Here is a 26,265-nt window from a genome sequence, read left to right as displayed (position 1 = left end):
TACTAGGCATCTGTCCGCCGATTCGGTTTGGAGCTTTCCCCCACAATGACTGAACAGACCCCCAGCGGTGCCGGCGCTTCCTACGCCGCGGCAGGCGTGGATATCGAAGCGGGTGACCGCGCCGTCGAATTGTTCGGACCATTGGCGAAGAAGGCCAGCCGGCCCGAGGTGCAGGGTGGGCTAGGTGGCTTCGCCGGCCTGTTCGCCCTCAAGGGCGGATACCGCGAGCCGCTGCTGGCCGCGTCCACCGACGGTGTCGGCACGAAGATCGCCGTCGCCCAGGCGCTGGACAAGCACGACACCGTCGGCCTCGACCTGGTCGCCATGGTCGTCGACGACCTGGTGGTCTGTGGCGCCGAGCCGCTGTTCCTGCAGGACTACATCGCCATCGGCAAGGTCGTCCCGGAGAAGGTCGCCGAGCTGGTCTCCGGCATCGCCGAGGGCTGCATCAAGGCCGGTTGCGCGCTGCTCGGCGGCGAGACCGCGGAGCACCCGGGCCTGATGGACCCGGACGACTACGACCTGTCCGCCACCGGCGTCGGCGTCGTGGAAGCCGACTCGGTGCTCGGCCCCGACCGCGTCCGCCCGGGCGACGTCGTCATCGCGATGGGCTCCTCGGGCCTGCACTCCAACGGCTACAGCCTGGCCCGCAAGGTCCTGCTCGACATCGACCGGATGTCGCTGACCGGCTACGTCGAGGAGTTCGGCCGCACCCTCGGTGAGGAACTGCTCGAGCCGACCCGCATCTACGCCAAGGACTGCCTCGCGCTGATCGCCGAAACCGATGTGCGCACCTTCTCGCACGTCACCGGTGGTGGCCTGGCCGCCAACCTGGCGCGCGTGCTGCCCGCCGGCCTGGTCGCCGAGCTGGACCGCGGCACCTGGAACCCGGCGCCGGTGTTCAAGCTGATCGCCCAGCGCGGTCGTGTCGAGCGCGTCGAGATGGAGAAGACGTTCAACATGGGCGTCGGCATGGTCGCCATCGTCGCGCCCGAGGACGCCGACCGCGCGCTGGCGGTGCTCACCGCTCGCCACATCGACTGCTGGACCCTGGGCCAGGTCAAGAAGGCCGCCGACGCCGACGCCCCGCGCGCCGTGCTGCTGGGCGATCACCCCAGGTTCTGACGCACTGTCTCCACCACGTGAGCCGGGTCGCTGCTGCGGCCCGGCTCACGTCTTTGCGGCGGTTTGTTTGTTCGCCGTAGAAACGGCTATCCCGAACGGGTGGGGTAGGTGCCCGTCGGCTCGGGGCGGTCGGGGCCTCGAGGCGGCGAACACGACGAGCGTCCTGTGTGTGCACAGGACGCTCGTCGTCTATTCGGATGTTCGCCGTACTCCTGCGAGCCTGGCGCCGTGGACCGGACAACGGCTGAAGGGGGAGGCCGCGGTGGCCTCCCCCTTCACCGGCGTTCGGTCAGCGGCGCCAGCTGTCGTAGTCGTCGTCCTCGTTGTTCCAACGGGATGCCGACTCGTCTGCGTCGTGCTCATCGGAAATCACGCCGCCACTTCTCGGTTGAGAGTGCGGAGTGCTATCCGACAGCTCGCGCTGAAGGCTCGCGAAGTCGGTCGGCGCGGAGCTGTACTTGAGCTCACGTGCGACTTTGGTCTGCTTTGCCTTAGCCCGGCCACGGCCCATGGCTGACCCCCTCGCGTCACTGCGGGGCGGCCTGGGGTTTGTTGGCGGCCCCGTTCGAATTAATACTCTTCCTGACAGACACTTTAGCGTGTGTTAGACGGTCGCGCTCCCAGGAGTGGGTGAAGAACTACCGAACCGCCGCCGTTTGCCCCTTCTTCGCCCGAACCGCCTGGTCTCAGAGCACTCCCGGGATCGCCCGGATGACGCCGACTCTGGCATCGCCGCCGAGCACCGCGGTGGCCGCGAGGTCGGTGTGCCGGTCGGTCCAGTCGACCCCGAGCCTGCGCAGAATCGCCAGCGTCAGCGGCATCCTGGCCCGGTCGTGACCGTCGTCGATCTTGTACGCGAAGGCCCGGCCGTCGGGGAGCGCGCCCGCGTGCACGCCGTCCGCGCCGATCTTGCAGAACAGGCCGGGGGTCGCCGCCATGGCCAGCAGGTCCGGGCCCTTCGTGCCCGAAATCACTCGCGGATTCGCCCGAACGGCATCGGCGATCCGGCGCGGCGCGGTACCGGGCTCGGCCGTGGTGAAGCCGGCGAACGCGCGCGCGAGATTGATCAGCGAGACGGGCACTATCGGCAGGCCGCAGCCGTCGATGCCCAGGTCGGTCTCCGGTTCGCCGGTGACGTCGGCGACGGTGGCGAGCACGGCCTGCTGCAACGGGTGCTCGACGTCGAGATACCCGGTGCGCGGCCAGTCGTTGATCACGCAGGTGGCCAGCATCGCCGCGTGTTTGCCCGAGCAGTTCATGTACAGCGGGCTCGGACCCGAGCCGGTGAGCGCGGCGGCGCGGGCCCGCTCCTCGAAGGGCAGGTCGGGCGGGCAGGCGAGGTCGGTCGGGCTGAAGCCGTAGCGGTCGAGCAGCCTGCGGACCAGGGCGATGTGGTCGGGCTCGCCGAAATGCGAGGCGGTGGCCACGGCCAGTTCGTCGTCGTCGACGGGGTCGAAACCGTTGCGCAGCAGGGTCAGCGCCTGCATCGGCTTGTTGGTCGAACGCGGGAAGATCGGGCCGTGCACCTCGCCGAGTTCGAGCGTCGGGGTGCCGTCGGCGTCGAGCACCACCACCGACCCGCGGTGCACGCACTCACGGAAGCCCGAGCGAACGACCTCGACCAGTTCCACGCTCATGACCGCACCTCCAGGTCGACGTCGGCGCGGGTTCTGGTGTGCCGGTCGATCTGCCTGCGGACGTCGTCGGAGATGGTCGGCTCCTCGGTCCGCAGGCGTTCGAGCAGGACGGGGTCGGCACCGGTGAACAGGTCGCGCACGGTGATGCCGTGCGCGGGGACGTGCACGACGCGCGCCTCGTCGCCCGCGCCGATCGTGCCCTCGGTCAGCACCCGGAAATAGGCGCCGGTGTCGGAGCGCAGCGTGAAGCGCTTCACCCACTGCCGTTCGCCCGTCCACTGCTGGAAGCTCGAACAGGGCACCCGCGGCGCGCTGACCTCGAGCAGGGTGTCGCCGATGGTGAGATGCGCGCCGAGTACCGCGTCGCTGATCGGCAGCCCGCTCAGCCGCAGGTTCTCGCCGAACCAGCCGGCGGGCAGGTCGCGGTCGAGTTCGCCGCCCCAGCGGCGGGCGTCGTGCTCGTCGTAGGCGTAGACGGCCTGGTGCACGCCGCCGTGATTGACGGTGTCGCAGACGTGGTCACCGGCCAGGCCGAGCGTGCTCACCGCGACCCGGCCGTCGACGGGACGCTTGTCGATCGCGCTGCGGCCGACCCGGCCGCGGACCTCGATCTCGGCGTGCACGACGCACACGGCCTCGACCCGGCCGGTGTCACCGACACGCAGGAGCGGGCGGCTCATCGCCCGCGCAGCCGGTCGACGGCGGCCCGGCCCGCCTGCACGACGTCGTCGGCGGGGATCGAGTCGGGGTCGATGGCGGCGGCCATGGTGCCGACCACCAGTTCGGTGCCGGCGGGGACGGACCGCTTGACCAGCGCCAGCGCGATCGGGCCGAGTTCGTAGTGGTCGACGACGGTGCCGAGCCTGCCGACGGTGCGCCCGCCCGCGGTGACGTCGTCGCCGGTGGCCGGGCGCTCGTCGGCGGAACCGTCCAGGTGCAGCAGCACCAGGTTGCGCGGTGGCTTGCCCAGGTTGTGCACCCGGGCGACCGTCTCCTGGCCGCGATAGCAGCCCTTGTTCAGGTGCACCGCGCCGTGCTCGTCGACGCCGCCGATCCAGCGGGCCTCGTGCGGGATGGTGCGCTCGTCGGTGTCGACGCCGATGCGCGGCCGCAGCGCGGCCACCCGCAGCGCCTCGAACGCCCACATGCCCGCGGGGGCAGCCCCGGCCTGGGTGAGCTTGCTCCACCACGCGGTGAGGTCGGCGCGCGGGACGACGAGGTCGAAGGCGTCCTCACCCGGCCACGGCATCCGGCGCAGGAAGCCGCCGCCCGGCAGCGCCACGGCGACGTAGACCTCGGGCAGCGCGTCGATGCCGAGCGCGCCGAGCAGCGTGCCGACCTGCGGGCCGAGCAGGCTCAGTACGGCGTAGTCGGGCGCGGCCACGGGCTTGGCGTCGGCCCAGAAGACCATCTTCTGCAGGAACGACAGCAGTTCGGCACCGCGCTCGGCCTCGGTGTCGAGCCAGGCGGTGCCGTCGAGGTCGGTGAGCACGAAATGGTGCTGCACGCGGCCGTTGAGATCGAGGTCGAGATTCTCGGCGCTGTGCCCGTCGGGCAGCGCGGCGATGTGCTGGCTGGTGATGGTGTGCAGCCAGCTCAGGCGCTCGGCGCCGGTGATCGTGGCGACGGCGCGATGGGAGCGATCGACCACCGCGACCCGCTGCACGGCGGCCTTCTGTTCACCGAACGGATCGCCGTAATGCCAGGCGACGGCAGCGTCCGGGGAACCCGGCGCGCCCGCGACAGCACCCGGAGTGTGGAGAACAGGACTGGGGGCGACGACCACCGACACATCACCCACTGTAGGCGCGTCCACCGACACGCGCCGCAGCCGGGCGTCCGAATTGGAGCAGCCATAGGCATAACGGACCGATAACGCCTACGCTCGTCACATGGGAGAACGGGTTCTTGTGACACTCGACGGCGCGGTCGCTGATGCGGACGCGCCGTCGCTTTATGCCGACGACATAGGCGCACTGCGCGGCGATGGCGTCTTCGAAACTATTTTGGTGCGCGGCGGCACGGCGACCGCGCTGGAATTCCACCTGGCCAGGCTGCGCCGCTCGGCGCAGGCGCTGGATCTGCCGGAGCCGGGACTGTCGAAGTGGCGCGCTGCCGTCGAGGTCGCGGTCAAGGAATGGGGTTCCGAGGAAGAGGGCTTGCTGCGGCTGATCTACACCCGCGGCCGCGACTCGGAATACGACGCGCCGACCGGCCTGACCTCGACGGACCCGAAGCCCACCGCGTATGTGCTCGTCTCCCCGGTCCCGGCCCGCGTCGCGACCGCCCGCGCCGAGGGCGTCAAGGTGATGTCGCTGGCCCGCGGCATCTCGGTCGACCTCGCGCAGGCCGCGCCGTGGCAGCTGCTCGGCGCGAAGACGCTGTCCTACGCGACCAACATGGCCGCGCTGCGCTTCGCCCGGCGGATGGGCGCCGAGGACGTGATCTTCCACAGCACCGAGCACCGCGTGCTCGAGGGCCCGCGCTCGACCGTGGTGATCGCGCGCGACAAGCAGCTCATCACCCCGCCCGCGAAGAGCGGTGTGCTGCCCGGGGTGACCCAGCGTTCGCTGTTCGCGGTCGCCGAGAAGCAGGGCTGGGAGTGCAAGTACCAGTCGCTGTTCACCGCCGACCTGTTCGACTGCGACAGCATCTGGCTGCTGTCGAGCATCACGCTGGCCGCGCGGGTGAACCAGCTCGACGGTGTGCGCATGTCGGCACCGGACAACGCGCAGGAAATCATCGATATGGTGGATCTGGGGATCGAGCGGCCGGGGACCATCGGCGACTGGTGAGTCGTGTGAGGGGCACGGGTGGGCGTGCCCCTGCGGCGCCGGGGTTGCCCGGTCGGACCGCGTATATCCAATCGTGCAGCAACTTTTCGGCGTGTCGTGGCGGTTGTCACGCGCCACGGGGGTAAATCCGGGCGTACGATCTACTACGACTTGTCGTAGTAGAAGCTGGAGGGTCGGATGGACATTGTGGACGTCTCCCGGTGGCAATTCGGTATCACCACCGTCTATCACTTCATCTTCGTACCGCTGACCATCGGTCTCGCGCCGCTGATCGCCATGATGCAGACCGCCTGGGTGATCACCGGCAAGGAACACTGGTACCGCCTCACGAAGTTCTTCGGCAAACTGTTCCTGATCAACTTCGCCATCGGCGTCGCGACCGGCATCGTCCAGGAATTCCAGTTCGGGATGAACTGGAGCGAGTACTCCCGCTTCATCGGTGACGTCTTCGGCGCGCCACTGGCGCTGGAAGCGCTCATCGCGTTCTTCATGGAGTCGACGTTCATCGGCCTGTGGATCTTCGGCTGGACCCGGCTCCCGAAACTGGTGCACCTGGCCACGATCTGGATCGTCGCGTTCGGCGTGAACGCCTCCGCCTACTTCATCGTCGCCGCGAACTCGTTCATGCAGCACCCGGTCGGCGCGCACTACAACCCCGAGACCGGACGCGCCGAGCTGGAGAGCATCTGGGCGCTGCTCACCAACAACACGACGCTGGCCGCGTTCCCGCACGTCGTCGCGGGCGCGTTCCTCACCGCGGGTACCTTCGTCGCCGGTATCGCCGGCTGGTGGATGGTGCGCAACGCGCGCAGCGGCGACCCGGCGAAACTCGACGAGGCGCGCACGATGTGGCGCCCGGTCGGGCGGGCCTCGCTGGTGGTGGTCGCGCTGGCCGGCGTCGCGGTGATCTTCACCGGCGACATCCAGGGCAAGCTGATGTTCGAACAGCAGCCGATGAAGATGGCCTCGGCGGAATCGCTGTGCCACACCCAGACCGACCCCGACTTCTCCATCCTGACCGTCGGCACGCACAACAACTGCGACAGCGTCACCCACGTGCTCGAGGTGCCCTACGTGCTGCCGTACCTGGCCGAGGGCCAGTTCACCGGCGTCACCCTCGACGGCGTCGTCGACCTGCAGCAGACCTACACCGTCAAGTACGGCCCCGGCGACTACCGGCCGAACCTGTTCGTCACCTACTGGTCCTTCCGCGCGATGATCGGCCTGGCCGCCGGTTCGGTGCTGCTGCTGCTCGTCGGCTTCTGGGTGACCCGCGGCGGCCGCGTCCCCGACCAGCGCTGGTTCTCCTGGCTCTGCCTGATCGCGATCCCCACGCCCTTCCTGGCCAACAGCGCGGGCTGGGTGTTCACCGAGATGGGGCGTCAGCCGTGGGCGGTGGTGCCCAACCCGACCGGCGACCCGAACATCCGGATGACGGTGCAGCAGGCCGTCTCCGACCACGCGCCGGCGACGGTGGTGTTCTCGCTGATCGTGTTCACCCTGCTCTACGGCGTGCTGGCGGTGGTGTGGTTCTACCTCATCCGCCGGTACACGATCGCCGGGCCGGACGCGCCGACGCCGCAGGCCCCGGACGACGGGCCCGACGGCCCGGACACCGGCAGGCATCGCAAACCGGAAGAGCCTGCCGTCGAGCAACTTTCCTTCGCTTACTAGGAGCCGGTGATGGATCTGCAGCAATTCTGGTTCGTCCTGATCGGCGTGCTCTTCACCGGCTACTTCGTGCTGGAGGGCTTCGACTTCGGCGTCGGCATGCTGATGCCGATCCTCGGCAAGGGCTCCGATACCCGTAAGCGGGTCGTGCTCAACACGATCGGACCCGTGTGGGACGCCAACGAGGTGTGGCTGATCACCGCGGGCGGCGCGATGTTCGCGGCGTTCCCCGAGTGGTACGCGAGCATGTTCTCCGGGTTCTACCTGGCGCTGTTGCTCCTGCTGGTGGCGCTGATCCTGCGGATCTGCGCGATCGAGTACCGCGCCAAGATCAACGATCCGAAATGGCGGGCCTGGTGCGATATCGGCATCGGGATCGGCTCCTGGATTCCCGCGCTGGCCTGGGGCTGGGTGTTCGCGAACCTGGTGCGCGGCGTGCCGCTGGACGCGGAGCGGCAGATCGTCGGCTCGGTGTGGGATCTGCTCAGCCCGTACGCCCTGCTCGGTGGCCTGGCGACCGGCATCCTGTTCGCCCTGCACGGCGCGGTGTTCCTGGTCCTCAAGACCGGCGGCGAGGTCCGCGACGACGCGCAGCGCATCGTCCGGCTGCTGCTGGTGCCGACCGCGGTGGTCGTCGGCGCGTTCGGGCTGTGGACCCAGCTCGCTTACGGCACCGGCTGGACCTGGGCGGTGCTGGTGACGGCGGTGCTCGGCCTGGTGCTCACCGGTGCGGCGAACGTGGCGGGCCGCGACGGCTGGGCCTTCGTCGGCACCACGGTCACCGTGGCCTCGGCGACCGTGCTCATCGTGGGCTCGATGTACCCGACCGTGCTGCCCTCGACCATCAGCCCGCTCTACGACCTGAACATCTACAACGCCGCCTCCAGCGCGTACACGCTGAAGGTGATGAGCTGGGCCGCGGTGCTGGCCACCCCGGTGGTGCTGGTCTACCAGGGCTGGACCTACTGGGTGTTCCGCCAGCGGCTGACCGTCGAGCAGATCCCGGCACCGACCGGTCTGCCGCTGCGCAGCAAGGACTGAGCGATGACACGGGCGGACGCGGCCGCGGACGGATCGGCCGCCGAGCGGCAGCGGCCGGGCAGGCGTCCGCCCGTCGACCCACGGCTGTGGAAGTACGCCCGCTCGGCCCGGCCGCATCTGGTGGTGTCGGTGCTGCTCGCGCTGGTCATCACGGCGACGATCGTGGTGCTGGCGGTGCTGCTCGGCCGGGTGCTGGCCGGGGTGATCACCGATCCCGGCAAGCGTGAGTTCGGCGCGTGGACAGGCGAATTGATCGGCCTGTCGATCGCGGTCGCGGTGCGCGCCGTGGCGAGCTGGTGGCAGGCGCGGCTGGCCCACCGGGCCGGTGCGACGGTCGTCGCCGAACTCGAATCGGCGGTGCTGCGGGCCGGTGCCGAACTGCCGCCACGGGAACTCGACGCCCGGCGCACCGAGATCGCGGTGGTCGTCGGCAACGGCCTCAGCGGGCTGCGCGGGTGGTTCACCGGCTATCTGCCCGCCCTGCTGCTGGCCTGCCTTGTGCCGCCGATCGTGCTGGTGGTCATCGCCTTCCACGATCCGACCTCTGCCATGATCGCGATCATCACGGTGCCGCTGATCCCGGTGTTCATGATCCTCATCGGGCTGCTCACCCAGGGCCGCGCCGAGGCGACCCTCGCCGCCACCACCCGCCTGTCCGATCAACTGCTCGACCTGTTCGCCGGTATGCCGACGCTGCGTGCCCTCGGCCGCGAGGGGCCCGACGGGCCCAGCATGGTGAATCAGGTCAGGGCGCTGGGAGATTCGCTGCGGCAGCGGACCATGCGCGCGCTGCGGATCGCCTTCCTGTCCTCGATGGTGCTGGAATCGCTGGCGACGCTGAGCGTCGCGCTGATCGCCGTCGCCATCGGCCTGCGGTTGGTCTACGGCGAGATGACCTTGTACGCCGGGCTCGTCGCGCTGATCCTCGCGCCGGAGGTGTACTGGCCGCTGCGGCAGGTGGGGGAGAAGTTCCACGCGGCGCAGGACGGGATGGCGGCGGCCGACAGGGCATTCGCGGTCCTGGAATCGGCGAATTCGTCAGCCGATCACGTGGATTCGACGGGCTCGCGGCCCGGCGGGGCGGCCCTCGGTGCCCACGGAACCGATGTCGAGCGCGAGACGCCCGGGATGGCCGCCGAGGATGCCGAGGCGGTGCGCGGTGCCGGGCTCGACCCGGGCGGTGTGGATCGCGGCGACGGACCCGGCGCGGCAGAGATCGCCCGGTGCCGTGCGGACCGCGGTGGGCAGGCGGGACCGCGCATCGTGGTGCGGGGGTTGACCATCGCAGCGCGATCCGGGAACGCGCCCGATCGCCTGACCGCGGACCTGGCCCCGGGCCTGATCACGGTGCTCACCGGGCCGAACGGATGCGGCAAATCGACCACGCTGCAAGCGATTCTGGGCCTGATCGCACCCGATGCCGGCGCTGTCCTCGTCGACGGTGCCGACGTCCGCGCGCTCGACCCGGACAGCTGGTGGGCCAACATCGCCTGGCTGCCCCAGCGCCCCGTGCTGGTCCCCGGCACCCTGCGCGAGAACATCGAACTACTCGGCGCGCACTCCACCGCCGCCGACCTCGACGAGATCAGCGCCGCAACGGGTTTCGACACCGTCCTCGATGAACTGCCCGCCCGCTGGGACACCCGGGTGGGCCAGGGCGGTCTGGGCCTGTCCCTCGGTCAGCGCCAACGCCTCGCCCTCACCCGCGTCCTGGCCGCCCACCGCCCCGTCCTCCTGCTCGACGAGCCCACCGCCCACCTCGACTCCCACAGCGAACAGCAGGTGCTGACCACCCTGCGCACCCTCGCCACCGCGGGCGCGACCGTCGTCATCGTCGGCCACCGCCCGACCGTCCTGGCCGCCGCCGATGTCGTCGTGGAGGTGGTCGGGAGCAGCGCGCCCGGCATCGAAGACCCCGCTCCCGCCCAGTCGCCGACGGTGCTCGGTGGCGACGATTCCGGATCGCGCGGGCGGGGACGGGGCGATGTGGGCGTTCGTGGTGTGGAGGGGGTGTCGGTGTCGTGAGTGGAATCGGGTCGGTGCGTGGGGGTTTCGGGGGCGGGTCGTTGCTCGGGGATCTGCGGGAGATGTGGCGATTGCTGGCGCTCTCGCCGTGGCGGGTCGTGGTGGCGATCGCCTGGGGTGTGGCGGCGCTGGGCAGCGGGCTCGCGCTGGCCGCGCTGGCGGCCTGGTTGATCGCGCGGGCCTGGCAGATGCCGCCGGTGCTGTACCTGAGCGTGGCGGTCGTCGCCGTCCGGGCACTCGGCATCTCGCGCGGGCTGTGCCGCTATCTGGAGCGGCTGGCCACCCATGATGTGGCGCTGCGGGCGATGACGACGGCGCGGACGACGGTGTATCGCACGCTCGCGCACGCGGATATCTGGTGGTGGGGCGGGTCGTCGGCCGACCGGCTTGCGGCGATGTCGTTCGACGGACGTGCTGATCCGCGGGAGGGGTCGGGTGCGCTCGACGGTTTGCGTGAGGCGCCGGGCGCTGCGGACGAGTCGGGCGGGTATGCAGATCTGGGGGTGGGGTCGGGCGCTGCCGATAATCTGCGCAAGGCGCCGGGCGCTGCGGATGAGGCGGGCAGGTATGCCGATCTGCGGGAGATGCGGCGGGGGGATCTGCTGGTGCGGGTCGGTGCCGATATCGATGATCTCGGTGCGGTGGTGGTGCGGGTGCTGGTTCCGGTCGCGGTGGCGGTGATCCTGTCGCTGGCGGCGATCGGGCTGATCGCGTTCATCTCGGTGCCCGCGGCGGGGATTCTGGCTGTCGCCCTTGCTGTTTCGGGGATGCTCGCGCCCTGGCTGGCGGGGGTGTCGGCGCGGGAAGCCGAGCAGGCGGTGCGGGCCGATCGGGCGGAGTTCACGGCGGAAGCGGTCACCGTGCTCGACCACGCGGCCGAACTGCGGGTGGCGGGCAAGCTCGACGCGGCGCTCGCCCAGGCGGACACGGCGAATGGGCGCGCGGTGCGGGCCGAGGATACGGCCGCCGCGCACAGCGCGTGGGCCGCCGCGGCCACCCCGCTCTCGATCGGCGTCAGCGCGCTCGGCGCGCTCCTGGTCGGCATCGCGGCCTACGGCCCGACCGGCGGCCTCCCCGGCGGCATGACCCCCATGGCCCTCACCATCCTGGTCCTCGTCCCCCTGTCGGCGTTCGAGGCCGTCGGCGCCCTCCCCACCGCCGCGACCACCCTGACCACCTCCCGAGCCGCCCTCCACCGCCTCCGCGCCGCCGAAACCGCCACGACCGACGCTGCCGCGCCCGAGACGTCCCATACCGATGTCGGGGCCACCGCGACCGACTCGACTGCCGCGCGGGGCGCGACTACCGCGTCGGGCACGACTGCCGCGCCGCGTGCGACTGCCGCGACCGGCCCGACCGACACCGCAGGTCACGGCACCGCTGCCCACAGTGCGGCGGATCGAGGGCGCGGGGCGGGCGAGAAACCGTCCTCGCCGCAAATCCCGCTACCCGACGGCCGCCGAATCGTCGTGGTAGGTCCGAGCGGGGCGGGCAAGACGACGCTGCTCATGGCCTGGGCGGGCCTGTTCGACACCCCGCGCGACGGCGTCACCTTCTTCGCCGAAGACGCCCATCTGTTCGGCACCTCGATCCTGGAGAACCTGCGGGTCGCCAGGGGCGACCTGACGACCGAGGACGCCGCGGCCGCACTGCGCCTCGTCGGCCTCGGCCCCTGGCTGGACTCCCTGCCCGACGGGGTGCACACCGGGCTCACGGCGGGCGCGGCCACGGTCTCGGGTGGTCAGCGCCGCCGCCTCCTGCTCGCCCGCGCGCTGGTCGCCCCGGCACACACCCTGCTGCTCGACGAGCCCACCGAGCACCTGGCGGCCGCCGAGGGGGAGCAGCTGCTGCTGGATCTGCTCGACATCGACAGTGGCCTGGTCGCCCCGGATCGGACGGTCGTCGTGGTCACCCACCAGCTCCCGGCGCACCACCGCGCCGACACGATCGTCACCGTCGAAGCGACCGGCGCCCGCCATGTCGTCCACCCCGCGCACTGACCGGCATCCGCCCAGGTCAGACCCGCGAGAAAATCAATTGCCGACCTCGTGGCGCACCGATAGATTCGTCGGTACACAAGAGAGGAGGTGGTCTGAAGAATGTATGTTCATCGGATGCGTGAGGTGGCTGCCCGCTAGCAGCACCACTGCGGGAGATTCCCCAGCGGTGCGCTGAGCGAATCCCAGGCAGTCACCCGACCCCCGAGCCCCCGGACTATCCAACCGGGACCGTCATGTTCTCGAGCGTGGCGGAACGGCTCGGGGGTCGCTCCATTTCCACCGGAGAACGTCGAAGGCCCCGCACGAGTACGTGCGGGGCCTTCGGTGCGTCTGTCAGCCGATGTAGCGCTGCAGGCGGGCGGAGAGGCGGGGTTCGAGGGCGCCGTCGGCGTCGACGCGCTCCTCGACGTAGGCCAGGTCGCCGCCCTCGACGATGCCGTAGAGGCGCTTGGCGCCGCCGACGACCGCGCCGGACTGGCTGCGGATCACCACGTCGGTGGCCAGTTCCCAGGAGGACTGGGTGCGGGCGGTGCCGTAGAACAGTTCGACGATGCCGTTGCTGTGGGTGAGCAGGAGTTCGAGCATCTCGTCGTCACCCTCGGTGCCGACGCGCCAGAAGCCGCTCTCACGCAGATCGGTGCGCTCGAAATCGCCCTCGCCGTCGAGCTTCCAGGTCTGCGACTCCCAGATCAGGTAGTCGCCGCCGTCGTGCGAGACGACGATCTGCTGGCCGAAGCGGTAGTCGCCGTCGGTGGAGTGATTGCCCTCGCCCTCGCCGCGCCACACGCCGACCAGCGGCAGCAACGCCAGCATGGCGTGGTTCAGATCGGGACCCTCGCGCAGATTCGCGGTGTCCTCGGGCAGCGGAAGACCCGGCAGGACCGAAATGTTTCGGACGCCGGTCTCTTTCGCGCGTTCGGCAGCGGTGTTCACTGCCTCGTCGCCGCTTCGACGCTCGGCCGGAGCGTCGTGCTCGGTGCTCGCTCGCTCGGCCGGATCGGAACCCTCGCTCGCGAGCCCGCTCATGACTCGGTGAACAGCCGGTAGAAGACGTACAGGCCGAACCAGCCGATGAGGATCGACACGGCGATGAGGAGAATCTCGAAGAAGAGGACCACGATCGGAGTCTAGCGACTCCGGCGGGCGGACACGAAAACGGCCCTGGTAGTTCCCGCACAGGAACTACCAGGGCCGTTGTGAGGTACTTACTTCGCGACCTCGACGTCCACCGAGTGGATGCCGGCGCCCTCGGGGCGGACCTCGGCCGAGCCGTTGCCCGACGAGGACAGCGCGCGCAGGGTCCACGAACCCGGCGCGGCGAAGAAGCGGAAGTCACCGGTGCCGGAGGCCACGACCTCGGCGGTGAAATCACCGTTGCCGTCGAGCAGACGCACGAACGCGCCGCCCACCGGCTGACCGTCGGCGCTCAGGACGCGGCCGGTGATGACCGTCTCCTTCTCCACGTCGACGCCGGCCGGGATGGCCTGACCCTGGGTAGGTGCTGCACACATATTGATTACGCTCCCAACTCGATAGGCACAGCGACGAGCGAACCGTATTCGGTCCAGCTGCCGTCGTAGTTCTTGACGTTCTGGTGGCCGAGCAGCTCCTGCAGCACGAACCAGGTGTGCGAGGAACGCTCGCCGATGCGGCAGTAGGCGATGGTCTCCTTCTCGCCGTCCAGGCCCGCGTCCTTGTAGAGCTCGGCGAGCTCGGCGTCGGTACGGAAGGTGCCGTCCTCGTTGGCCGCCTTGCTCCACGGCACGTTGATCGCGGTCGGGATGTGGCCGGCCCGCTGGCTCTGCTCCTGCGGCAGGTGCGCGGGAGCCAGGATCTTGCCGGAGAACTCGTCGGGCGAACGCACGTCGACCAGGTTCTTGGCGCCGATGGCCGCGATGACCTCGTCGCGGAACGCGCGGATCGAGGTGTCGGGGGCGGCGGCCTTGTACTGGGTGGCCGGGCGCGCCACCGCGTCACGCGAGAGCGGACGACCGTCGAGCTCCCACTTCTTGCGGCCGCCGTCGAGCAGCTTGACGTCGTTGTGGCCGTACAGCTTGAAGTACCAGTAGGCGTAGGCGGCGAACCAGTTGTTGTTGCCGCCGTACAGCACGACGGTGTCGTCGTTGCCGATGCCACGCGCGGACAGCAGGTCGGAGAACTGCTCCTGGTTCACGAAGTCGCGACGCACGTGATCCTGCAGGTCGGTCTTCCAGTCCAGCCGGACGGCGCCCTCGATGTGGCCACCCTCGTAGGCGGAGGTGTCCTCGTCGACCTCGACGAAGACGACGCCGGGGGCGTTGAGGTTCTCTTCGGCCCAGTCAACGGAGACCAGGACATCGGAGCGAGCCATGTTGTTCCTTTCAGAGATGACTTGCAGGGGTTCAGTTCGATGCCGGGGCAGTGGACCGGCGGAAGCGGGCCACCAGCGGGTAGATCTGGCAGCCCAGGCAGACCCCGAACGCCGCGTTCAGGAACGCCGCGAACAGGGCGAAGCCGGCGAACACCGCGCCGACGATCGGGGAGCCGAGCGCGAAGCCCAGCAGGGAGAGACCGGCGAACGCGAAGCCGAGCAGCTGCGCGAAACGCAGCGGCGGCACGGGCTCGGTCTCGGTGGTCGGACCGTTGCGCGGCGCGACGAGCGCGGCGTAGATCCGGCCGTAAGGGTGCTTGGCGGGGCCTGCCGACGCGCCGATCGCGAACACGACGGCCTGCAGGCCGATCAGGAGCGCGGCGGCGGCGGTCGAGAACGCGGCGGTGACGAGCACGAGAACCAGCACACCGGTGGTGATCCAGGCCACGAAACGCGGCCCGCGAACATCCACCCGGGGGGTGGCATCAGGGGAAATGGTCATGGTGCGAACTCCTGCGCTGAGTCGATTCAGTGGGAACTGCAGTTCGCCGGGGGATCGTGTCGATCACTCGCGCGGCGGACAGAGGTCGGCGTCAGGAATCTCGGGAGAGAAGCCGACCGTTCAGCGGCACAGGCAGCAACAACCACCGAGCCGACACAGATCAACTGTGCGGCGTCGGGTGAGCATCAGCTCGTGGTCGGATTGCACGGGGAGTAGTTTACCCGGTCTCGTCGGGAAATGTCCCGGCCCCCCGGAACAAGGGGCCAGATCACACTGTCAGCGGTTCCAGCGCGGTGCGCAGATCGCCCGCCTTCGGCACCCCGGAGATGCGGAAACGCTCCTTGCCGTCGGCGTCGAAGACGAAGGTCGTCGGCAGCGAGAGGACGTTGAGCTCCCTTGCCAGCGCGGGGTCGGCGTCGATGTCGATCTCGATGTCGCGCGGGGCGTTCGGGGACGTGGCGAGGTCGGCGGTGACGCCGGCGACCACGCGGCGGACCGCGTCGCACGGGCCGCACCAGTCGGCCGAGAAGTGCAGCACCGCGGGGGTGGCACCGGTGACGCCCGCCGCGTCGAGCAGGCGGGCGCGCTGCGCGGTCTCGGGGTCGAGGGCGGCCGGGCGGACCCGGCCCTGGTTGCGCCGCAGCAGCAGGCCCACCGCGACGGCGGCCAGCACGACGGCGGCGAGGATGGCTAGTTCGATCATGGTTGCAGCAATCGGTCCAGGTCGATGGTCAGGGAGCGGCCGACACCGTAGACGATGATCTGGCCACCCTTGGCCTCCACTTCGGTGGGGGCGATGCCGAACGGCAATTCCTTGGTGTCGATCGTACGGCTGAAGCGCTCGAGCACCGCGGGCCGATCGACGTCGAGGATCTCGGTCTTGGTGGTCGAGACCGGGGTGTCCGCGGTGGCGGAGCGGTCCTTGTAGAAGCGGGTGGCCTGGATCCGGATCTTGTCCCCGTCCAGCATCAGGTCGGCCTCGACCTGCACTTCGACCCTGGTCGTGTTGTTCGACGGGGTGACGCCCGGCGCGAGGATCCGGCCGTTGGGCGCGACCGGCAGTGTGCCCTTGAGCACATGGGCGCCCGCGGTCGTCAGGCCGGAACCACCCGAACCGCCGGTGCCGTCGGCCTTGTCGGCGGGCGGGCCGAGGACCTGCAGGTCGGGGATACCGAACAGGCGGCCGAGCTCGGTCGGCTCGATCGCCATCTGGGCCTCGACCCGGTCGACCTGCACCGCGCGCGCCGTGCCGTCGATCAGCTGACTCGCCGAGGCGTGCAGGCCGTACAGATTGGCCTCGAGCGCGATCTCACCCGGGATGTCGGGGCGCATGCTGCGGGCGCGGACCAGGACGTCGTCGTAGCGGCCCGACACCGCCTGGGCGATGAACGGGAATCCCTTGATGGTCACTTCGGGGTCGGCCGACAGATCGGCTCCGGCCCGCAGTTGCCGCGATACGTGGTACTCGGTGTAGGCGGCGGCGCCGAAATCGATCACCACCGCCACACCGGCCAGGCACAGCAGCCCGATGATCAGCTTGCGCATGCGAGCCAGCCTATCCGGCGCTACCGTTCGGGCGAAGCGCGCGCCGACGCGTTACCTCGTGGCCACCATGTTGCGAGGTCATGGCCGCGCACGCGCTAATGTTGCAGACGACTTACCTGTGTTTCGGCGACGTAGCTACGCGGCTGCTGTCGTCCGCGGAGCCACGAGATAGGAGGAGAGCCCGGTGGAGCTGCTCCTACTGACCTCCGACCCCAACCCCGATGCGGTGTTGCCGTCGTTGTCGCTGCTGGCGCACAACGTGCGGCCCGCGCCGACCGAGGTGTCGTCCCTGCTGGAGGCGGGGAGCGCCGACGTCGCGCTGGTCGACGCCAGAACCGACCTGGCCGCGGCCAGGGGGCTGTGCAGGCTGCTCGGCAGCACCGGCTCCTCGGTGCCGGTCGTCGCGGTGCTGACCGAGGGCGGTCTGGTGGCCGTCAACGCGGACTGGGGCCTGGACGACATCCTGCTCCCCGGTACCGGCCCCGCCGAGCTGGACGCGCGCCTGCGCCTGCTGGTCGGCCGCAACGGTGGTGTGGCCAGCCCCGAGAACACGGGCAAGATCACCCTGGGTGAGCTGGTGATCGACGAGGGCACCTACACCGCGCGGCTGCGCGGCCGCCCGCTCGACCTCACCTACAAGGAATTCGAGCTGCTCAAGTACCTCGCCCAGCACGCGGGCCGGGTCTTCACCCGCGCCCAGCTGCTGCAGGAGGTGTGGGGCTACGACTTCTTCGGCGGCACCCGCACCGTCGACGTGCACGTGCGGCGCCTGCGCGCCAAGCTGGGCAGTGAGTACGAATCGCTGATCGGCACCGTGCGCAACGTCGGCTACAAGGCGGTGCGCCCGGCCAGGACGCCCGCGGCCAAGGGCGACGTGGTGAGTTTCCCCGACGAGGACGTCGACGGCGACGACACGCTGGCCCCGCTCAACGGCACCGCGCAGTAGTCGCGCCGAGCAGCGCCAGGACGGTACGGCGCGGCGCGGCAACGGCTCGCCGCGCACAGCGAGGAGGACGTCGATGTCGCAGACAGCAACCCTGACCTGGATCGACCGGGTCGAGCCGGGCACCGCGCCGCTGGTGCGCGAGCTGCTCGCCAGGGCGAAGGCCGCCGACGGCGTCGCGCCGGTCTCCGAGCAAGCCGTGCTGTCCCTCGCCGAGACCGACCCGGCGACCAGGCATCTGCTCGCCGAACGCGGTGGCGAACTCGTCGGTTACGCGAATCTCGTTGCGGCACATGCCGAACATCCCGCCATGGCCGAGGTCGCGGTCGACCCGGCGGCCCGGGGCGCCGGCGTCGGCACCGAGCTGGTGCGCGCCGCGCTGGCCGAGGGCGGACCCGGCGCGCGGGTGTGGGCGCACGGTGACCTGCCCGCCGCCAAGGCGCTCGCCGCCGGCCTCGGACTGGTCACCGCGCGGGAACTGTGGCAGATGCGCCGCTCGCTGGCAACACCGGAGCTACCCGAGCTGGTGGTGCCGGACGATCTCGTCCTGCGCACCTACGCCGGTCCCGCCGACGACGCCGAACTGCTGCGCGTCAACAACGCCGCCTTCGCCTGGCATCCCGAGCAGGGCGGCTGGACCGAGCGCGACATCGCCGCCCGCCGCGCCGAATCCTGGTTCGACCCGGCCGGGCTGTTCCTGGCCTTCGACGCCGCCGATCCGGCCCGCCTGCTCGGTTTCCACTGGACCAAGGTGCATCCGGACGCCGCGCCCGCGGGCGAGGTCTACGTGGTCGGCATCGATCCGGCCGCGCAGGGTCGCGGTCTCGGCAGGCTGCTGACCCTGGCCGGGCTGCGGTACCTGCGCGCGGAAGGGCTCGCCGAGGTGCTGCTCTACACCGAGGCCGACAACACGGCCGCCGTGCACACCTACACCCGGCTCGGGTTCGCGCCCGCGCATATCGACGTCGCCTACGCGGCGTCCTGACCGGGTGCGAGACACCTCACACCCGCGGTGAATTCTTCTGCGCCGCTGAATAGTGCGCGGCTGACGGGGTACGCGCGAGTAAAACTGGGGCAAACGTCACAATCGTGGCCCTAATCGCGCCGGGCTGTTCATTTTGCGTTAACCCACGTCGGGCCAACTGTCAACCGGGCGACCTTACGTTACTTCTGGGCGGCACAGTCGTCGCCTGGTGCGCGCGTTCCCCGCGATCCGCACCGCCCAACTCGCCCGGGCCGGTGAGGGACCGAGCGAGTCGTCAGCAATGTCGGAGGAAAAGTGAACTTCAAGCGCACCAGTGCCCTGGTCGGCGTCTTCGCCGTGGGCGCCATGACCCTGGCCGCCTGTGGCAGCGATGACAACACCACGGGTGACACCAGCAACGCCGCCAACACCAGCGTGGCCTGCGGTGGCAAGAAGGCGCTGAAGGCGTCCGGTGCCTCCTCGCAGAAGAACGCCATGGAGCGCTTCGTCGCCGCGTACGAGAACAACTGCGACGGCTACACCCTGAACTACACCTCCAGCGGCTCCGGCGCGGGCGTGAACGAGTTCATCGGCGGCCAGACCGATTTCGGTGGCTCCGACTCGGCGCTGAGCTCGAAGAAGGAAGAGCCGGCCAAGGCTCAGGAGCGCTGCGGCGCCCCGGCGTGGAACCTGCCGACCGTCTTCGGCCCGATCGCCATCACCTACAACGTCGACGGCGTGACCGACCTGGTCCTCGACGGCCCGACCGCCGCCAAGGTGTTCAACGGCTCCGTCGCCACCTGGGATGCCCCCGAGATCAAGGCGCTGAACCCCAACGCCAAGCTGCCGGCGGAGAAGATCGCCGTGATCTTCCGCTCCGACGAGTCGGGCACCACCGACAACTTCCAGCTCTACCTCGACGCCGCCTCCGACGGCGCGTGGGGCAAGGGTGGCGGCAAGACCTTCAACGGCGGTGTCGGTGAAGGCGCCAAGGGCAACGAGGGCACCTCGGCCGCGATCAAGAACACCAAGAACTCGATCACCTACAACGAGTGGTCCTTCGCCAAGGCGCAGAGCCTGTCGATCGCGCAGATCATCACCTCCGCGTCCAAGGACCCGGTCAAGCTGTCGGCCGAGTCGGCCGGTAAGTCGATCGACGGTGTGAAGGTCAAGGGCGAGGGCAACGACCTGGTGCTCGACACCAGCTCGTTCTACAAGCCGACCGCCGCGGGCTCCTACCCGATCATGATGGCGACCTACGAGATCGTGTGCTCCAAGTACGCCGACGCCGAGACCAGCAAGGCCGTCAAGGCGTTCCTGACCTCGGTCGTCACCAACGGTCAGGCCGGTCTGGCCGACGCCGGCTACGTGCCGCTGCCGGACGCCTTCAAGACCAAGCTGACCACCGCGATCAACGCCATCTCCTGATCGCTTCCTGGCCATGACCATGCACCCTGAGGTGACCGCCGTGGGCTCGTCGAATTCGACGAGCCCACGGGCGGCCGGAGATACTGCGAATATGCCGACCGAACCGAAAATCGACAAGGCCCCTGAGTCGGGTCGCGTAGGCCGTCTGAACGCCGAGACGATCTTCCGGTGGCTGGCCACCGCAGCTGGTGCGACCATCGTCGCGGCCATCGCGCTGATCGCGCTGTTCCTGCTGATCCGCGCGGTGCCGTCGGTCAGGGCCGACGAGGTCAACTTCTTCACCAGCACCGAGTTCGCCACCAACGATGCCAACCACCTGCGGTTCGGCATCCGCGATCTGTTCATGGTGACGGTGCTGAGCTCGATCTTCGCGCTCATCGTCGCGGTGCCGATCGGCGTCGGCATCGCGCTGTTCCTCACGCACTACGCGCCGTCGCGGCTCGGCAGGCCGTTCACGATGCTGATCGACCTGCTCGCCGCGGTGCCGTCCATCGTGTTCGGTCTCTGGGGCTTCCTGGTGCTGGCGCCGCAGATCGCGCCGGTCCAGCAGTTCCTCAACGACAAGCTGGGCTGGTTCTTCCTGTTCTCCGACGGCAACGTCTCGATCGGCGGCGGTGGCACCATCTTCACCGCCGGTGTCGTGCTCGCCGTGATGATCCTGCCGATCATCACCTCCGTCGCCCGCGAGGTGTTCGCGCTGACCCCGCGCGCCCACATCGAGGCGGCCCAGGCGCTCGGCGCCACCAAGTGGGAAGTCGTGCGGATGACCGTGCTGCCCTACGGCCGCAGCGGTGTGATCGCCGGTTCCATGCTCGGCCTCGGCCGCGCGCTCGGTGAGACCATCGCCGTCCTCGTGGTGCTGCGCACCGCGAGCCAGGCAGGCAGCTGGTCGCTGTTCGACGGCGGTTACACCTTCGCCTCCAAGATCGCCTCGGCGGCTTCGGAGTTCAGCTCACCGCTGCCGACCGGCGCCTACATCGCGGCCGGCTTCGTCCTCTTCGCGCTGACCTTCGTCGTCAACGCGCTGGCCCGCCTCGCTTCCGGCGGAAAGGTGAACGGCTGATGACCAGCACAACGACCCTCGACAAGCCGGTCAAGGCACCTACCTTCCGGCACGTCAGCACCGGTCGGCGGATCAAGAACAACGTCGCGACCGGCCTGGTCACGCTGTGCTTCGTGATCGCGCTGATCCCGCTGGTGTGGGTGCTCGGCCTGGTGGTCACCAAGGGCATCACCGCGATCGTCTCCGCCGACTGGTGGATGAACTCGCAGAAGGGCATCCTGCCGGATCAGACCGGCGGCGGTGTGTACCACGCGATCTACGGCACCATCGTGCAGGCCGCGGTGGCCTCGATCATCGCTGTGCCGCTGGGCATCATGGCCGCGGTCTACCTGGTCGAGTACGGTCGCGGCCGACTCGCCAAGGTCACCACCTTCATGGTCGACATCCTCGCCGGTGTGCCCTCGATCGTCGCCGCGCTGTTCATCTTCGCGCTCTGGATCGCCACCTTCGGCATGCCGCAGAGCTCCTTCGCCGTCTCGCTGGCGCTGGTGCTGCTGATGCTGCCGGTCGTGGTGCGCAGCACCGAGGAAATGCTCAAGCTGGTGCCCGACGAGCTGCGCGAAGCGTCCTACGCGCTCGGTGTGCCGAAGTGGAAGACCATCCTGCGGATCGTCATCCCTACCGCGGCGCCCGGCATGATCTCCGGTGTCCTGCTCTCCCTGGCCCGCGTCATGGGTGAGACCGCGCCGGTCCTGGTGCTGGTCGGCTACAGCAAGTCGATCAACCAGAACATCTTCGACGGCAACATGGCCTCGCTGCCGCTGCTGATCTACCAAGAGCTGGCCAACCCGGAGGCCGCCGGTCGCGAACGTGTCTGGGGTGCGGCGCTCACGCTCATCCTGATGATCGCGGCGCTGTACCTGGCCGCCGCCGGTGTCAACAAGTGGCTCACCCGGAACCGATAGAAGCGAACGGATAACTCAGATGGCCAAGCGGATCGACGTCAAAGATCTCAACATCTACTACGGCGCCTTCCACGCGGTGTCCAACGTGGAGCTGACCGTGCTGCCCCGCAGCGTCACCGCCTTCATCGGTCCCTCCGGTTGTGGCAAGTCCACCGTGCTGCGGTCGCTGAACCGGATGCACGAGGTGACCCCGAACGCCCGCGTCGAGGGCGCGGTGCTGCTCGACGGCGAGGACATCTACGGCGCCAACATCGACCCGGTCGGCGTACGCCGCACCATCGGCATGGTGTTCCAGCGGCCGAACCCGTTCCCCACCATGTCCATTCGCGACAACGTGGTGGCGGGCCTGAAGCTGCAGGGCGTGCGCAACAAGAAGGAACTCGACGAGGTCGCCGAGCGCTCGCTGCGCGGCGCCAACCTCTGGAACGAGGTCAAGGACCGGCTCGACAAGCCCGGTGGCGGCCTCTCCGGTGGTCAGCAGCAGCGTCTGTGCATCGCCCGCGCGATCGCGGTCTCGCCCGACGTGCTGCTGATGGACGAGCCCTGTTCGGCGCTGGACCCGATCTCCACCCTGGCGATCGAGGACCTGATCACCGAGCTGAAGAAGGAATTCACCATCGTCATCGTCACCCACAACATGCAGCAGGCCGCGCGTGTGAGTGACCAGACCGGTTTCTTCAACCTCGAGGCGCAGGGCAAGCCCGGCAAGCTGATCGAGATCGACGACACCGAGAAGATCTTCTCCAACCCCACCCAGCGCGCCACGGAGGACTACATCTCCGGCCGCTTCGGGTAGACACCAGCACGAGAAAGCCCCCGCCTCCGATCGGAGTGCGGGGGCTTTCTCGTTGCCGTGTCCTAGCTTTCGAGGTCCTCGTCGCCGGGGAGCACGCCGGTCACCAGGAAGATGACGCGGCGGCCGATCTCGACGGCGTGGTCGGCGAAGCGCTCGTAGTAGCGGCCGAGCAGGGTGACGTCGACGGCCGAGGCGACGCCGTACTTCCACTCGCGGTCCATCAGCAGGGTGAACAGGTGGCGGTGGAGGTCGTCCATCGCCTCGTCGTCCTGGTTGAGCTGGGCGGCGCGCTCGGGATCACGGGTCTCCAGCACCTCCTTGGCGCCCGCGCCCATGTTCACCGCGATCCGGCCCATCTCGGCGAAGTAGCCGTTGACCGACTCGGGCAGCGCGTGGTTGGGGTGGCGGCGCCGGGTCACCTTGGCGACGTGCAGGGCCAGCGCACCCATCCGGTTGACGTCTCCGACGATCTGGATGGCGCTCACCACCTGGCGCAGGTCGCCCGCGACGGGGGCCTGCAGCGCGAGCAGGGCGAAGGCCTTCTCCTCGGCCTCGGTGATCATCACCGAGATCCGGTCCTGCTCACCGATGACCTGCTCGGCCAGGGCGAGGTCGGCCTGCAGCAGGGACTGGGTGGCCTGTTCCATCGCCTGGCCAGCGAGACCGGCCATCTCGCCCAGGAGGTTGGCGAGATCGGCCATTTGCTCGTTGTAGATGACACGCATGATTGCAGACCCTAGTGGGTACCCCCGGCGCTGTCACCCAACGGTGGGTGAATGCCGCGTGGCAGTGTCGTGCCAGCTCAGCGGGGTTTGCTACCGCTGAGCCGCTCGCCGACCCGCCGCCCTTCGAACTAGCGGGTGATGATCCAGTGTCCACTCGCCGTTTGCGCGCAGTAGTACGTGAACGGCGGGGCGTCGTAGGTGCCGTTCTGGGTCATGGCCCGGATCGCGGCCCAGCATTCATCCGAGGACGCGTAGAGCCCGTCCGCTTCGACTGCGGCCGCGACTGCTGGGAACATCGTGATCCCCACCGCGGCAGCTCCGATAACAAGGGCGGCCGACATCGTCTTCTTCATCTACTTCTCCCCACGGTAGACGGCACGGATCGATTGAGCCGGAGGGATCAATTCCCTTCCGTGCCAATGGTGTTCGGTCGATCTACACATTTGGACGCGAGGGAAGGCCGTACGGTTCCGCGTTGTGATCTACAGCACGAATTGCCACGGCTCGAGTGGTGGCGGATGGCTGCGTGGGGCTCAGTCGCAGCTGGTGTCGGCCGCGTTCATGTGCTCGAGGTCGGACGGGAGGGCCACCGGTGCGGCCGCGATCGCTTTGCCGGTCTCCACGTTGGGGATTTCGGTACCGACCGCGGTGGGGGTGCGGACCTGTCCGGCGAAGCTCGAACCCAGGATGACCTCGACGATCCCGTCCAGGCTGTCGTCGCGTTCGATGACAGCGCCGGGGATCGAACTGGCCACAGTCGCGGCCGCGGCCTCGTTGCCCATCGAGTAGTGCACCACCGTCGACTCGCTGCCGTCGGGGTAGTTCCCGACGCTGTAGATGCCGAAACCCATCGTGCTGAGCTTGTTGGCGGCCTGCTGCGCGACGCCGGTGCGGCCGGTTCCGTTGGATACCCGGACCGACACCGAACCCGGACTGACGGCATGCACCTTGGGCGCCTGCGTCGGCGGCGCCTCCACCGAGCTCGTGACCGGCGGGGCGGTCTGTTCTCCTGGCAGCGGCTGGTCGTCGATGATCGAGCGGAAGATCGCCTTGATATCGGACTCGCGCGGAATCTCGTTCCCGTAGGTCGTGGTCCCGGCGGTCGGTGCGGTAATGAACGTCACCGCACCGGCATTGACCTTCTGCAGCGATCGGCCGAGCAGCATCAGGTCCTGGGTACCGACGCCGTCGACGAACGTGTGCTGCCGGAAGGCATCGACGAATCCCTGCAGCTTGCCCGGGTCGAGCAGGACCTTGCTCGACAACGCCCCGCGGAGCAGGGCGGCCAGGAACTGCTGTTGCCGGTGGATGCGGTCGTAATCGCTGCGCTCCTCACCAACGACGTGGCGTGCGCGCACATAGTTGAGCGCGGTCTCACCGTTGATGCGCTGCTTGCCCGAGGTCTCGAGGACCGTGCCGAGCACGCCGTCGATGATCGGCTTGGTGGAGCAGACCTCGACGCCGTCGACCTGGTCGACCATCGCCTGGAATCCGGCGAAGTCGATGCCGATGAAGTGGCCGATGCTCAGACCCGACATCTTGCGCACCACGTCGACCAGGCAGCGGGGGCCGCCGATCGCGTAGACGGCATTGAGCTTGTCGCCCATGAACGGGGGGAACTTCTGGTCGGTGTAGGCGGCCTTCTCGTTGTCCCAGCCCGCGCACTGCGGCCGGGTGACGTCGAGGTCGCGGGGGAAGGAGACGACGACGACGCGCGAACGGTTCTTCGGGATGTGAACCAGCATGACCGTATCGGCGCGCGCGCCTTCGGCGTCGTCGGTGGTCCCCGCGCCCAGCTGGGCGTTGACGCCCGCCCTGGTGTCGGTGCCGACGATCAGGTAGTTCTCGTCACCGAGCTGCATGTCGCCGTCGAGCACGTCCTCGGTGGCGCCGTCGAGCGCCGAGACCTGGTTGAAGCTGTTGTTGGTGGCGCGCAGATAGCTCCAGCCACCGCCGGTGACGACCAGCGTCAGCACCGCGAAGAAGATGAGGGCGCCCCGGCCCGCCATGCGCGCCTGCTTGCCGCGGCGGCCGTCGGCGGAGGGGCGGCGCGGAGGCGCGCCACCCGCGGCGGTCTTGACCGGGCGGGCGCGCTGCGGCGGCTCGGCGGTGACCGCGGGGAGGATGTCGGTGGCCGGGTCGCCGATCGGATCGTGGGTCCGGCGGGGCGGGGTCGGCTTGCGCGGCGCCCGGCCCGCCTCGGGGGCCTGGGCGGGCAGCGCGGTGGTGGCGGTGCGGTCGGCGGGGGATTCGGCGCGATGCGGGGTGCCCGCGATGTCGTCGACGACGGGCGAGCTCTCGACGCGCGGGGATAGGTCGGGGCGCTGGGTGGGCCGGGGCGCCTGCTCGCGGGCCCGGCGGCCCGCCCGCGATCCCTCGGGCTCGGCGGCGCCGTTGCGCCTGCCGCGCCGGGTCCGTTCGCTGTCGACGCGGTCGACGAGGTCCTGCACCGTCAGCGGGGCCGCCGCGGGGTCCTGTGCCGCGTCCGCGTGCCGGGAACGTCGCGCGCCCGTCTCCGGCTGCTCGGTGGGTTCGGCCGTCGGATAGCGCTCCCAGGGGGCGCGACTTCCGGGCCGGGGCGTTCGCCCACGCCGATCGTCACCCACCAACGAACCTCACTTCTCTATCTGCCGCAGCATGCGCGTCATCGCCCGGCTCCGCTTCGAACCGCAGCCGAACGATGTCCGCAATGATAACGATTCCGCCACGAGTGGCCACTCCTGTGCACAACAGATTCGCTGACGATCTCG

25 protein-coding genes are annotated in these 26,265 nt (G+C 69.5%); 12 read left to right on the top strand and 13 right to left on the bottom strand.

The window, feature by feature from the left end; all coding sequences use genetic code 11:
• The first annotated feature begins 45 nt into the window (after nt 1-45).
• Nucleotides 46-1,125 carry a phosphoribosylformylglycinamidine cyclo-ligase gene (gene purM, locus ACFYWJ_RS02495; protein WP_355270972.1) on the top strand — a complete coding sequence of 360 codons (1,080 nt, stop codon included), beginning with the start codon at nt 46-48 and terminating at the stop codon, nt 1,123-1,125.
• A 289-nt stretch (nt 1,126-1,414) separates the two neighbouring features.
• Here purM and ACFYWJ_RS02490 read toward each other — a convergent pair whose 3' ends face one another.
• The 4 genes from ACFYWJ_RS02490 to ACFYWJ_RS02475 form a co-directional block, all read right to left on the bottom strand.
• Entirely contained in the window at nt 1,415-1,636 is a 222-nt protein-coding gene (locus ACFYWJ_RS02490; RefSeq protein ID WP_355270973.1) for a DUF3073 domain-containing protein, read from the bottom strand.
• A 175-nt stretch (nt 1,637-1,811) separates the two neighbouring features.
• Nucleotides 1,812-2,762, bottom strand: coding sequence for an asparaginase (locus tag ACFYWJ_RS02485; protein WP_355270975.1), 951 nt, complete (start codon nt 2,760-2,762; stop codon nt 1,812-1,814).
• Nucleotides 2,759-3,442 (bottom strand): MOSC domain-containing protein, encoded by a 684-nt coding sequence (locus tag ACFYWJ_RS02480; protein ID WP_355270977.1) that lies wholly within the window; start codon nt 3,440-3,442, stop codon nt 2,759-2,761. Before ACFYWJ_RS02480 ends, ACFYWJ_RS02485 begins: the two co-directional genes overlap by 4 nt.
• A complete protein-coding gene (locus tag ACFYWJ_RS02475; protein ID WP_355270979.1) occupies nt 3,439-4,563 on the bottom strand; it encodes a folate-binding protein in 1,125 nt (374 codons plus the stop codon). Before ACFYWJ_RS02475 ends, ACFYWJ_RS02480 begins: the two co-directional genes overlap by 4 nt.
• A 91-nt stretch (nt 4,564-4,654) precedes the next feature.
• Between ACFYWJ_RS02475 and ACFYWJ_RS02470 the strand changes: the two genes are divergently transcribed.
• The 5 genes from ACFYWJ_RS02470 (at nt 4,655) to cydC (ending at nt 12,294) form a co-directional block, all read left to right on the top strand.
• Nucleotides 4,655-5,557, top strand: coding sequence for an aminodeoxychorismate lyase (locus ACFYWJ_RS02470; protein WP_355270981.1), 903 nt, complete (start codon nt 4,655-4,657; stop codon nt 5,555-5,557).
• A 177-nt stretch (nt 5,558-5,734) separates the two neighbouring features.
• Nucleotides 5,735-7,231 (top strand): cytochrome ubiquinol oxidase subunit I, encoded by a 1,497-nt coding sequence (locus tag ACFYWJ_RS02465; protein WP_355270982.1) that lies wholly within the window; start codon nt 5,735-5,737, stop codon nt 7,229-7,231.
• A gap of 9 nt (nt 7,232-7,240) precedes the next feature.
• A complete protein-coding gene (cydB, locus tag ACFYWJ_RS02460) occupies nt 7,241-8,269 on the top strand; it encodes a cytochrome d ubiquinol oxidase subunit II (protein WP_355270984.1) in 1,029 nt (342 codons plus the stop codon).
• A 3-nt stretch (nt 8,270-8,272) separates the two neighbouring features.
• The gene (gene cydD, locus ACFYWJ_RS02455; RefSeq protein ID WP_355270986.1) at nt 8,273-10,294 is read left to right on the top strand and encodes a thiol reductant ABC exporter subunit CydD; all 2,022 of its coding nucleotides are present in this window, start codon (nt 8,273-8,275) and stop codon (nt 10,292-10,294) included.
• A 62-nt stretch (nt 10,295-10,356) separates the two neighbouring features.
• Nucleotides 10,357-12,294, top strand: a complete 1,938-nt coding sequence (gene cydC, locus ACFYWJ_RS02450) for a thiol reductant ABC exporter subunit CydC (RefSeq protein WP_355271720.1) — start codon at nt 10,357-10,359, stop codon at nt 12,292-12,294.
• Between the two features lie 333 nt (nt 12,295-12,627).
• Here the strand turns inward: cydC and ACFYWJ_RS02445 are convergent, their stop codons facing one another.
• The 6 genes from ACFYWJ_RS02445 to ACFYWJ_RS02420 form a co-directional block, all read right to left on the bottom strand.
• Nucleotides 12,628-13,320, bottom strand: coding sequence for an FABP family protein (locus tag ACFYWJ_RS02445; protein ID WP_355270987.1), 693 nt, complete (start codon nt 13,318-13,320; stop codon nt 12,628-12,630).
• 179 nt (nt 13,321-13,499) lie between these two features.
• Nucleotides 13,500-13,805, bottom strand: coding sequence for a DUF1416 domain-containing protein (locus tag ACFYWJ_RS02440; RefSeq protein WP_022565856.1), 306 nt, complete (start codon nt 13,803-13,805; stop codon nt 13,500-13,502).
• 5 nt (nt 13,806-13,810) lie between these two features.
• Entirely contained in the window at nt 13,811-14,644 is an 834-nt protein-coding gene (locus tag ACFYWJ_RS02435; protein ID WP_355270989.1) for a sulfurtransferase, read from the bottom strand.
• A gap of 31 nt (nt 14,645-14,675) precedes the next feature.
• Nucleotides 14,676-15,146, bottom strand: a complete 471-nt coding sequence (locus ACFYWJ_RS02430) for a DUF4395 domain-containing protein (protein ID WP_355270991.1) — start codon at nt 15,144-15,146, stop codon at nt 14,676-14,678.
• A gap of 268 nt (nt 15,147-15,414) precedes the next feature.
• Nucleotides 15,415-15,849 (bottom strand): thioredoxin family protein, encoded by a 435-nt coding sequence (locus ACFYWJ_RS02425; RefSeq protein ID WP_355270993.1) that lies wholly within the window; start codon nt 15,847-15,849, stop codon nt 15,415-15,417.
• On the bottom strand, nt 15,846-16,691 hold the full coding sequence (locus ACFYWJ_RS02420) for an LmeA family phospholipid-binding protein (RefSeq protein WP_355270994.1): 846 nt from the start codon (nt 16,689-16,691) through the stop codon (nt 15,846-15,848). Before ACFYWJ_RS02420 ends, ACFYWJ_RS02425 begins: the two co-directional genes overlap by 4 nt.
• A 184-nt stretch (nt 16,692-16,875) precedes the next feature.
• Between ACFYWJ_RS02420 and ACFYWJ_RS02415 the strand changes: the two genes are divergently transcribed.
• The 6 genes from ACFYWJ_RS02415 to pstB all read left to right on the top strand — a co-directional run bounded on the left by ACFYWJ_RS02415 (nt 16,876) and on the right by pstB (nt 22,790).
• The gene (locus ACFYWJ_RS02415; RefSeq protein ID WP_355270996.1) at nt 16,876-17,637 is read left to right on the top strand and encodes a response regulator transcription factor; all 762 of its coding nucleotides are present in this window, start codon (nt 16,876-16,878) and stop codon (nt 17,635-17,637) included.
• 73 nt (nt 17,638-17,710) lie between these two features.
• Nucleotides 17,711-18,619 carry a mycothiol synthase gene (gene mshD, locus ACFYWJ_RS02410; protein ID WP_355270998.1) on the top strand — a complete coding sequence of 303 codons (909 nt, stop codon included), beginning with the start codon at nt 17,711-17,713 and terminating at the stop codon, nt 18,617-18,619.
• A 294-nt stretch (nt 18,620-18,913) separates the two neighbouring features.
• The gene (pstS, locus tag ACFYWJ_RS02405) at nt 18,914-20,026 is read left to right on the top strand and encodes a phosphate ABC transporter substrate-binding protein PstS (protein ID WP_355271000.1); all 1,113 of its coding nucleotides are present in this window, start codon (nt 18,914-18,916) and stop codon (nt 20,024-20,026) included.
• A gap of 91 nt (nt 20,027-20,117) precedes the next feature.
• A complete protein-coding gene (gene pstC, locus ACFYWJ_RS02400; RefSeq protein WP_355271001.1) occupies nt 20,118-21,089 on the top strand; it encodes a phosphate ABC transporter permease subunit PstC in 972 nt (323 codons plus the stop codon).
• Nucleotides 21,089-21,994 carry a phosphate ABC transporter permease PstA gene (pstA, locus tag ACFYWJ_RS02395; RefSeq protein ID WP_355271003.1) on the top strand — a complete coding sequence of 302 codons (906 nt, stop codon included), beginning with the start codon at nt 21,089-21,091 and terminating at the stop codon, nt 21,992-21,994. The genes pstC and pstA overlap by 1 nt, the downstream gene beginning before the upstream one ends.
• A 19-nt stretch (nt 21,995-22,013) precedes the next feature.
• Complete coding sequence (pstB, locus tag ACFYWJ_RS02390) at nt 22,014-22,790, top strand: phosphate ABC transporter ATP-binding protein PstB (protein WP_355271005.1); 777 nt, start codon at nt 22,014-22,016, stop codon at nt 22,788-22,790.
• A 62-nt stretch (nt 22,791-22,852) separates the two neighbouring features.
• Here pstB and phoU read toward each other — a convergent pair whose 3' ends face one another.
• From phoU to ACFYWJ_RS02375, 3 genes are all read right to left on the bottom strand, one after another.
• Nucleotides 22,853-23,515: a phosphate signaling complex protein PhoU gene (gene phoU / locus ACFYWJ_RS02385; protein WP_355271007.1), complete on the bottom strand. Its 663-nt coding sequence runs from the start codon at nt 23,513-23,515 to the stop codon at nt 22,853-22,855.
• Between the two features lie 128 nt (nt 23,516-23,643).
• Complete coding sequence (locus ACFYWJ_RS02380; protein WP_355271008.1) at nt 23,644-23,868, bottom strand: hypothetical protein; 225 nt, start codon at nt 23,866-23,868, stop codon at nt 23,644-23,646.
• 180 nt (nt 23,869-24,048) lie between these two features.
• Nucleotides 24,049-26,121 carry an LCP family protein gene (locus ACFYWJ_RS02375; RefSeq protein ID WP_355271010.1) on the bottom strand — a complete coding sequence of 691 codons (2,073 nt, stop codon included), beginning with the start codon at nt 26,119-26,121 and terminating at the stop codon, nt 24,049-24,051.
• Between the last annotated feature and the right edge of the window lie 144 nt (nt 26,122-26,265).

The sequence above is a fragment of the Nocardia sp. NPDC003269 genome (assembly GCF_042888005.1).
GTDB lineage: Bacteria > Actinomycetota > Actinomycetes > Mycobacteriales > Mycobacteriaceae > Nocardia.
Note: the sequence above shows the minus strand (reverse complement) of the source record. Positions and strands in the feature narration are given on the sequence as shown.

What these genes read in the sequence shown, in the direction of transcription:
- purM (WP_355270972.1), top strand. Translation starts at nt 46, where the DNA reads ATGACTGAACAGACCCCCAGCGGTGCCGGCGCTTCCTACGCCGCGGCA.
- ACFYWJ_RS02490 (WP_355270973.1), bottom strand. Translation starts at nt 1,636, where the DNA reads ATGGGCCGTGGCCGGGCTAAGGCAAAGCAGACCAAAGTCGCACGTGAG.
- ACFYWJ_RS02485 (WP_355270975.1), bottom strand. Translation starts at nt 2,762, where the DNA reads ATGAGCGTGGAACTGGTCGAGGTCGTTCGCTCGGGCTTCCGTGAGTGC.
- ACFYWJ_RS02480 (WP_355270977.1), bottom strand. Translation starts at nt 3,442, where the DNA reads ATGAGCCGCCCGCTCCTGCGTGTCGGTGACACCGGCCGGGTCGAGGCC.
- ACFYWJ_RS02470 (WP_355270981.1), top strand. Translation starts at nt 4,655, where the DNA reads ATGGGAGAACGGGTTCTTGTGACACTCGACGGCGCGGTCGCTGATGCG.
- ACFYWJ_RS02465 (WP_355270982.1), top strand. Translation starts at nt 5,735, where the DNA reads ATGGACATTGTGGACGTCTCCCGGTGGCAATTCGGTATCACCACCGTC.
- cydB (WP_355270984.1), top strand. Translation starts at nt 7,241, where the DNA reads ATGGATCTGCAGCAATTCTGGTTCGTCCTGATCGGCGTGCTCTTCACC.
- cydD (WP_355270986.1), top strand. Translation starts at nt 8,273, where the DNA reads ATGACACGGGCGGACGCGGCCGCGGACGGATCGGCCGCCGAGCGGCAG.
- cydC (WP_355271720.1), top strand. Translation starts at nt 10,357, where the DNA reads ATGTGGCGATTGCTGGCGCTCTCGCCGTGGCGGGTCGTGGTGGCGATC.
- ACFYWJ_RS02445 (WP_355270987.1), bottom strand. Translation starts at nt 13,320, where the DNA reads ATGAGCGGGCTCGCGAGCGAGGGTTCCGATCCGGCCGAGCGAGCGAGC.
- ACFYWJ_RS02440 (WP_022565856.1), bottom strand. Translation starts at nt 13,805, where the DNA reads ATGTGTGCAGCACCTACCCAGGGTCAGGCCATCCCGGCCGGCGTCGAC.
- ACFYWJ_RS02435 (WP_355270989.1), bottom strand. Translation starts at nt 14,644, where the DNA reads ATGGCTCGCTCCGATGTCCTGGTCTCCGTTGACTGGGCCGAAGAGAAC.
- ACFYWJ_RS02430 (WP_355270991.1), bottom strand. Translation starts at nt 15,146, where the DNA reads ATGACCATTTCCCCTGATGCCACCCCCCGGGTGGATGTTCGCGGGCCG.
- ACFYWJ_RS02425 (WP_355270993.1), bottom strand. Translation starts at nt 15,849, where the DNA reads ATGATCGAACTAGCCATCCTCGCCGCCGTCGTGCTGGCCGCCGTCGCG.
- ACFYWJ_RS02420 (WP_355270994.1), bottom strand. Translation starts at nt 16,691, where the DNA reads ATGCGCAAGCTGATCATCGGGCTGCTGTGCCTGGCCGGTGTGGCGGTG.
- mshD (WP_355270998.1), top strand. Translation starts at nt 17,711, where the DNA reads ATGTCGCAGACAGCAACCCTGACCTGGATCGACCGGGTCGAGCCGGGC.
- pstC (WP_355271001.1), top strand. Translation starts at nt 20,118, where the DNA reads ATGCCGACCGAACCGAAAATCGACAAGGCCCCTGAGTCGGGTCGCGTA.
- pstA (WP_355271003.1), top strand. Translation starts at nt 21,089, where the DNA reads ATGACCAGCACAACGACCCTCGACAAGCCGGTCAAGGCACCTACCTTC.
- pstB (WP_355271005.1), top strand. Translation starts at nt 22,014, where the DNA reads ATGGCCAAGCGGATCGACGTCAAAGATCTCAACATCTACTACGGCGCC.
- phoU (WP_355271007.1), bottom strand. Translation starts at nt 23,515, where the DNA reads ATGCGTGTCATCTACAACGAGCAAATGGCCGATCTCGCCAACCTCCTG.
- ACFYWJ_RS02380 (WP_355271008.1), bottom strand. Translation starts at nt 23,868, where the DNA reads ATGAAGAAGACGATGTCGGCCGCCCTTGTTATCGGAGCTGCCGCGGTG.